The sequence below is a fragment of the Candidatus Eisenbacteria bacterium genome, from assembly GCA_035712145.1.
In the GTDB taxonomy this organism is placed as follows: Bacteria; Eisenbacteria; RBG-16-71-46; order RBG-16-71-46; family RBG-16-71-46; genus DASTBI01.
The window spans coordinates 1-7478 of record DASTBI010000171.1; the positions used below are offsets into that span (position 1 = coordinate 1).

Annotated in this window: 8 protein-coding genes; 3 read left to right on the forward strand and 5 right to left on the reverse strand. The window is 69.4% G+C overall.

Going from position 1 to position 7478, the window contains the following annotated elements:
* The 5 genes from VFQ05_11645 to VFQ05_11665 all read right to left on the reverse strand — a co-directional run.
* Window positions 1-119 (reverse strand): NAD-dependent epimerase/dehydratase family protein (locus VFQ05_11645; GenBank protein ID HET9327419.1); only part of this gene is annotated, 119 nt, incomplete at its 3' end.
* Complete coding sequence (locus VFQ05_11650) at window positions 116-1339, reverse strand: ABC transporter permease (GenBank protein ID HET9327420.1); 1224 nt, start codon at window positions 1337-1339, stop codon at window positions 116-118. The genes VFQ05_11650 and VFQ05_11645, both read right to left, overlap by 4 nt.
* A 3-nt stretch (window positions 1340-1342) precedes the next feature.
* On the reverse strand, window positions 1343-2968 hold the full coding sequence (locus VFQ05_11655; GenBank protein HET9327421.1) for an efflux RND transporter periplasmic adaptor subunit: 1626 nt from the start codon (window positions 2966-2968) through the stop codon (window positions 1343-1345).
* A 49-nt stretch (window positions 2969-3017) separates the two neighbouring features.
* Complete coding sequence (locus VFQ05_11660) at window positions 3018-4310, reverse strand: TolC family protein (protein HET9327422.1); 1293 nt, start codon at window positions 4308-4310, stop codon at window positions 3018-3020.
* 2 nt (window positions 4311-4312) lie between these two features.
* A complete protein-coding gene (locus VFQ05_11665) occupies window positions 4313-4510 on the reverse strand; it encodes a hypothetical protein (GenBank protein HET9327423.1) in 198 nt (65 codons plus the stop codon).
* 438 nt (window positions 4511-4948) lie between these two features.
* Between VFQ05_11665 and VFQ05_11670 the strand changes: the two genes are divergently transcribed.
* From VFQ05_11670 to VFQ05_11680, 3 genes are all read left to right on the forward strand, one after another.
* Entirely contained in the window at window positions 4949-5632 is a 684-nt protein-coding gene (locus VFQ05_11670; protein ID HET9327424.1) for a response regulator transcription factor, read from the forward strand.
* Complete coding sequence (locus VFQ05_11675; GenBank protein HET9327425.1) at window positions 5629-7080, forward strand: HAMP domain-containing sensor histidine kinase; 1452 nt, start codon at window positions 5629-5631, stop codon at window positions 7078-7080. The genes VFQ05_11670 and VFQ05_11675 overlap by 4 nt, the downstream gene beginning before the upstream one ends.
* Window positions 7081-7122: 42 nt before the next feature.
* Window positions 7123-7478: DoxX family protein (locus VFQ05_11680; GenBank protein ID HET9327426.1), on the forward strand; the 356-nt coding region annotated here is incomplete at its 3' end.

Sequence of the window (7478 nt, forward strand, 5' to 3'; positions counted from 1 at the left end):
GCGTCGGCGTGCCCGGTGGAGAGGTCGTCGATCACGCAGACCTCGGCGCCGCTCTCGACGAGCAGCCTGACCATGTGCGAGCCGATGTAGCCGGCCCCGCCCGTCACCAGGATCTTCACTCGAAGCGCAGCGCTTCGACCGGGTTGAGGCGCGCCGCCTTGCGCGCCGGATAGAAGCCGAAGAACACGCCGATCACGAAGGCAAACGCCACGGCAAGCCCGATGGCCTCGGGCGAGATCACGATGCGCCAGCCGGCGAGCTCGGCGATGGCGAATGACGTACCCATGCCGAGCGCCACGCCGGCCAGGCCGCCGATCAGCGACAGCGTCACCGCTTCGACCAGGAACTGGCCGAGGATGTCGCGCGTGCGGGCGCCGACCGCCATGCGCAGCCCGATCTCCCGGGTGCGCTCGGTGACCGAGACCAGCATGATGTTCATGATGCCGATGCCGCCCACGAGCAAGCTCACCGTGGCGATGCCGGCCAGCAGAAGCGTGAACACCTGCGTGGTCTCGCCGAGCGTGGCGAGGAAGTCGGACTGGTTGCGGATGCTGAAGTCATCGTCCGCGCCCACCCGCAACCGGTGCGACCGGCGCAGGATCTTTCGCACTTCCGCCATCGTGACCGGGATGTCGGCCTCGGAAGGCGCCAGCATGCTGATGCTGCGCAGACGGTCCGTGCCCATCAGCCGGTAGCGCGCGGTCTCGATCGGCACCAGGACCTGATCATCGGGATTCCCGAAGCCGCCCGCCTGCGCCTTGGACTGAAGGATGCCGACCACCTCGAACTGCAGGCTGCCGATCCGCACCGTCTCACCGATCAGAGCTTCGGGAAGCGAGACGCCGAGGTCCGCCAGCACCTGGGAGCCGAGCACCGCGACGCGGCGCCGGCCCGCGTCCTCGGCGGGGCTGAACATCCGGCCGGCGTCGAGCGTGAATCGCCGCACCTCGAGGTAGTTGGAGCTGGTGCCGGTGATGTTGGTGTTGGTGTTGCGATTCCCGTACTGGACGTTGAATGAGCGCGAGACTTCGGGCTGGACCGCCACCACATAGGTGGCCCGCTGCTCGATGTCGCGCGCGTCGTCGATGGTGAGCACCGCGCGGTTGGTCGCCGACGCGACGCCTCCCGGGCCACGGAACTGACCGGGGACCACCGTGATCAGCGTGGTGCCGAGCGCCGAGATGCGGTCCTTCACCGACTGCTGGGCGCCGCGGCCGAGAGCGACCATGGCGATCACGGCCGACACGCCGATCACGATGCCGAGCATGGTGAGGAACGAGCGCAGCTTGTTGGCCCTCAGCGCTTCGAGAGCCACTCTCATGGTTTCGCCGACCAGCACGACCTAGCTCCCTCCTCGACGCCCTCCCGAACCGCCGCCACTTCCGCCGCTCCCACCGGTCCGGCCCGCGCCACCACCGCCGGCGCCACCCCCCACGCCGGGCACGCCGCTTCCCATGCGCTGCCGAATCCGCTGCATGCTCTCGCTGCGCTGCGCCTGGATCTCGGCCACACCGACCAGAGCGACCTGCTCGCCTTCGGTGATGCCGTCGACGACCTGCGCGTAATCGAAATTGCTGACCCCGATGCGAATCGGACGCGGCTCGAATCCCTTGGAGGTCTTGACGAACACCATCTGACCACCGCCGCGGCCAGCGCCGCCACCGGAAAAGCCCCCGCCCGAGGTCTGCCCCGCTCCGCCGCCGAATCCTCCGCCGCCGAACCCGCCCCCGCCGAATCCGCCGCCGCCGAATCCGCCACCTCCGGAGCCGCCGCGAGAGCCTTGACCGGAACGTCTGCGGCTCGAATCTCCACCCGCGCCACGCCAGCCTCCGGCACGCGTCGAGTCGCGGCCCGAGCGCCGGGCCATGCCGTCGCCTCCGCCGGAGCCGGCGCCCATGCGCCAGCTCGCGCCGGCGGAATCACCGGTAGCCGCCGCCATCGCCATGCGCGAGCGCCGCATGCGTGAGAGCTGCGCGCGCACCGAATCGGGATCGAGCCCGAGCGCGGTCGCGATCGCCGGCACTTCACGCATGCTGCGCACCGCGTCCATCGGAACCGCGAGCACGTCGTTTCGCTGCGCCACCAGGATCGTCACCTCGCCGTTCATGCCCGGCAGCAGCTGTCCGCCAGGATTCTGAAGCGAGACCAGCACCGGGAACGACGTGACCGATTGATCCACGACCGCCTGCGGCTCGATCTTCTCGACCATGCCCTGGAACTGACGATTGGGAAACGCGTCGACCATGACGTTCGCCGGCTGGCCGGGCTGCACGTTGCCGACGTCGGTCTCGCTCACCATCACCCGCACGCGGATGCGGCTGAGGTCGGCCATGGTGAGCAGCGTGGTGCCTCCGCTGACCGACGAGGTCGCCGAGGCGATCACCTGCCCGACCGCCACCGCCTGCGACAGCACGGTGCCGGCGATCGGCGCGCGCACCGTGGCGTCTTCCAGCCGCTGCCGCGCCAGATCCAGATTGGTGCGGGCCGCCACCAGCGACGATTGCGCGTTGGCGTAATCGATGACCGCGCTCTCGTGTTCCGGCGCGGTGATCACCCCGCTGCCGAACAGCTCCTCGGCACGCTTCTTCTGCGCGCTCGATACCGTGACCTTGGCTTGCGCCGCCGTGAGCGCCGCGCGCGCCTGGTTGTACTGGTTGCGCACGTCCACCGGATCCACCTGGGCCAGCAGATCGCCCGTCTTGACCTGCGTTCCGACTTCGACCGGCATCTTCACGATCTGGCCCGAGGCCTTGGACTTCACCTCCACCAGGTCGATCGGCTCGACGGTTCCGGTGGCGTCCACCGTGACTTGAATGTCGCGCTTCTCCACGGCCTCGACCGGCACCGCCGCCACGGCATTGTCCTTACGCCGGACCGCGCCCACCACCAGGACGATCACGACGAGCACCACGGCCACCAGCAGCAACGCCACCGGACGCGGCGCCCACTTCGGCAGAGTCAGCTTCACGTGATCCTCCTTTCTGGCGGGAGCTCCGCCCGGCTTGGGTTCGAGTCTTTCACAGGTCGCGGCCCACGAGCGCTTCGAGCTGAGCCTTGGCGACACGCTGATCGTAACGGGCGCGGATCAAAGCCTGCCGGGCCTGAGTCAGCTGAGATTGTGATGCCAGCACATCCAAGATGGTGGAGCCGCCGACCGCGTAACGCTGCTCCTGCACTCGAAGATCTTCCTCGGAAGCGGCGACCGTGGCGATCTGGGCCTCCACCTGCTGCTCGGCGACGTGGAACGCACCGAGCGCCTGCGCCAGTGTCTGATGGACCGCGAGCTGCGCGTCGCGCACGTTGGCGCGCGCATTCTCCTCGGCCACCTGGGAGCGGGCAATCTGAGCCTGGCGCTGGAAGCCGTCGAAGACCGGAATCGAGGCCGACAGACGGAACGAGCCCGAGTAGCCGTAATCAGGTCCCATCCAGCCAAAGTCTTCGTTGGTGCCATTCGCGGACCTCGAGTAGGAAGCCCCGAGCGTCGGGAGATAGGTGGCCCACGAGCCGCGGCGCGAAGCGCTCGCCGCCGAAAGGTTGGCTCGCGCCTCCTGCACCTCCGGACTATTGGCGGCCAGGGCGCGCAGCTCGCTCTCGGGGACCCGCAAGCCGGGCGGCGGAAGCTCCTCGGTGGCCGCGGTGACGGGGGCCTCGGAGCCGACGGCCCGGGTCAGGCCCGCATTGGCCACCGTGAGGTCGCGCCGCGCGCTGAGCACCGCGAGATGGGCGGTGCGCACCTGAATGTCCGAGCGCAGCGAGTCCGAGCGCGTCGCCGTCTTGGCGCGCACGCGCAGCACGGCGGCTCGATGCTGCTGCTCCGCCTGCTGGAGCTGAGCGCGGGCCGCCTCTTCGGACTCGCGCGCCGCGAGCACGTTGAAGAACTGCTGCTTCACGGCCAGCGTGACGGAGAAGCGCTGCGTCACCTGGTTGGCCCGCGCCGCGACCACCTCCTGCCGGGCTTGCTGGACGTCGAACCATCGCTGACCGCCGGAAAAGATCTGGAGGTTGGTGCCGAATCCTCCGGAGAACGACCACGGCTCGGCCGGCAGGATGACCACCTGACCGTTCTCGACCCGCGTCCGGCCCGCGCCGCTCGGGACCTGCCGTGTCGCCCCGGCGGAGAGCGAGAACGACGGCAGAAATGCCCCGTACGTGGACAGCGCCGTGGCGTTCGCGCTGCGCACGGCGCCCTGAGCCTGGATGGCCTGTGGAGCGAGACGCTGAGCCATGGACACGGCCTGGCTCAGCGTCACTGGACGGCTTCCGCTATCGGCGGCCGCAACCGTCGCCGCCAGCATCACTGCGGGCAACATGCCTACACTCCCTCCCTCCGATACACCCTCACGAACTCACGCGCCGGCATGTCGCCGCGCTCCATGCGCATCCGGACTTCGTTGGTGCGCCCGTCGTCCGCCAGGTGATAGGCACCCAGCGAGTCCAGGAGCTCCACGCGGTCCGCGTTCTGCTCGATGCGCACCACGTCCGGGAGCCTCGACCGCGAGCCGCCACGCATCCGCTCCACCCTACGCCCGGAAGCCGCGGGATTTCGATCGGCTCCTTCCCAACGCCGTCTTTCGCCATCGCCTTCGCGGCCGGCCGATAGCCAGAATCGCGCCCGTCCATTGATTTCTCATGATCTCGAACTCCATCGATCCCTCCAACGGCCATCGCCGGAGGGCCATGCGCTTGCTCAACCTACCCTGCCGGATGTGGCAGGAGTTTGGCGACCGGATGGTATTTTCGGAGCCTGGTTGAACGACGAAAGCGACAGTCCTGCCAATGTTCTGCAACAAGTTCCGGGTATGTTCACTCGGGGTCGCCCATGGTCATGCCGGGGGTGCGGCATCGCCGCTTTGCGACGAGCGCGAAGCTGCATGTGTGCGATCGAAGCGCGAGGAGCACCACGGCGGGCCACACCCCCACGGCACGCGGTGCCGCGCGGAGAGGCCAGATGAAGCAGCGGGTGCTGGTGGTCGAAGACGATCGCCGGATCGCGGACATGGTGATCAAGAACCTCGAGACGGCGGGCTACGAATGCCACGTCTCGAGTGACGGCGGGCAGGCGCTGGCGGACTTCGAGCGCGTGAAGCCCGACCTCGTGGTCCTCGATCTCGGACTGCCGGGGATCGATGGTCTCCAGGTCACGCGCCGCCTGCGCCGGGACAGCGACGTCGCCATCCTCATGCTCACCGCGCGCACCAGTGAGAGCGACAAGCTGCTCGGCCTCGAGCTCGGGGCGGATGATTACGTCACCAAGCCCTTCAGCACCGCCGAGCTGATGGCGCGTGTGCGAGCGCTGCTGCGCCGCGCCAGCGGCACGGTGCGCGAGCGCGTGCTCGACCTCGGCCCGCTGCACATCGACCCCACGCGGCGCAGCGTCGAGCGTCACGGCGAGCCGGTCTCGCTGACCACGCTCGAGTTCGACCTGCTGTACTTCCTGGCCTCGCGGCCGGGCCGGGTGTTCACGCGCGAGGCGCTGATGGAACAGGTGTGGGGCAGCGACCGCGTGGTCGACGATCGCTCGATCGACAGCCTGGTGAGCCGGCTGCGCCGCAAGCTCGAGGACGATCCCGGAACTCCGCGCTTCATCCAGACCGTGTGGGGCGCCGGCTACCGGTTCGCGGAGCCGACGTGAAGCGAAGAGGCCGCAGCCTCTTCTGGGTGATCGTCGGCGCGCTCGCGCTGACCGCCGTGATCGGCACGTTCGCGCAGACGCTCATCGTCGACGCCGTTCTGCGACCGCTCGAGTCGCGCGACGCCCGCGCCCGCGGCCGCCTCGCCACGTCTCGCCTGGTCGCACAGTTCGCGGCGCGCGAGGTCCGCCCCGACAGCGCGGCGGTCGCCGTCATGCTCGAGCGCACCGCGGAGGACGTGGAGCTGCGCTTCGGCACGCTCCTCTATCGCGACGACGCGGGATGGGACGTCGGCTATCCGGCGCGCCGGACCCAGGCGGCGCTGGAGTTCCTCATCCGCGGCGCCCCGCCCCCGGGCTCCGAGAATCGCTTCGGCGCGCCGCGCAACTACACCGTCTTCGCCCGGGAGCCCGCGATCTGGCAGGGACAGAAGATCGGCGAGATCATCGCTCTGCGGCCGGCGCGGGGCCCGATGGGGCCGGGCTCATCGATCGCGAATGCCCTGCTCCTCTCGCTGCCCATCGCGCTCGCCGCCGCGCTGGCGGTCGGCGTCCTGATCGTGCGCCTGCTGGTGCGTCGGCTGCGCGCCCTCGAGCTGCTGGCGTCCCGCGTCGCCGGCGGAGACCTCTCGGTGCGCGTGGACGACGAGAGCGGCGACGAGATCGGACGGCTCGCCGAGCGCCTCAACACGATGACCGCGCATCTCGCGACCGCAAAGCGGAGCGTCGAGGAGCACGAAGCCCAGCGCCAGCAGCTGTTCGCCGACATCACCCACGAGCTGGCCACGCCGCTCACCTCGATCCGTGGCGGAGCGGAGACGTTGGTCGATCCCAACGTGCGCATGTCCGAAGAGGAGCGCGCCCGCTATCTCGACGACATCCTGGCCGCGTCGCGGCGGCTGGACCGGCTGATCCGCGATCTGTTCGAGCTCGCTCGCCTCGAGGCCGGCGCTCCCGCGCTCGAGTTCGAGAATCTCGACTGGGTGGCCCTGGGCCGGAACGTCACGCAGCGCTATTTCAAGCGCTTCGAGAGCGCCGGCCTCAAGCTGCGCTGGAACGACACGCTCTCCGAAGCCTGGGTGCGCGCCGATGGCCTGCGCATGGAGCAGGTGCTGGAGAACCTCCTGCGCAACGCGCTTCGCTACGTGCCCGCCCCGGGCGAAGTGTCGGTCGGCATCACCCGCCCCTCGGGCAATTCCGGACACTTCCGCCTGACGGTCGCCGACGATGGCCCCGGACTTCCGCCCGACGAGTTGACCCATCTCTTCGAGCGCTTCTACCGAGGCCGCGACGCGCGGCCGCGCGCGGCCGATGACGACCGTGACGGCTCGGGCCTCGGCCTCGCGATCGTGCGCGAGATCATCCTGCGCCATGGCGGGGAGACCCGCGCCAGGCCACGCGACCCTCGAGGGCTCGTGATCGAGGTCGATCTTCCGGCGCGTCGCGCCTAATCTCCCGCCCGGCGTAGTAGTCCCCCCAACCGAGGAGGCGCGATGTCGCAATTCGGCGAGGACCTGGGCAAGCTGCTGCTGCGGGTGGCCATTGGCGGACTGATGTTGTTCCACGGGATCTTCAAGCTCACCCACGGGATCGACTTCATCACCGGCATGCTGCAAGCCGCTCACCTGCCGCCCTTCCTGGCCTATGGCGTCTACCTCGGCGAGGTGGTGGGCCCAATCCTGCTGCTTCTCGGCTTGTTCGCGCGCGCCGGCGGCATCTTCGTCGCGGTCGACATGATGGTCGCCATCGCGCTCACCCGAGCCGGCTCTGCGTTCGCGCTCGCCGAGAGCGGCGGCGGATTGAGCTCGGAGCTCGAGCTGCTCTATCTGGCCGGTGGACTCGTGATCGC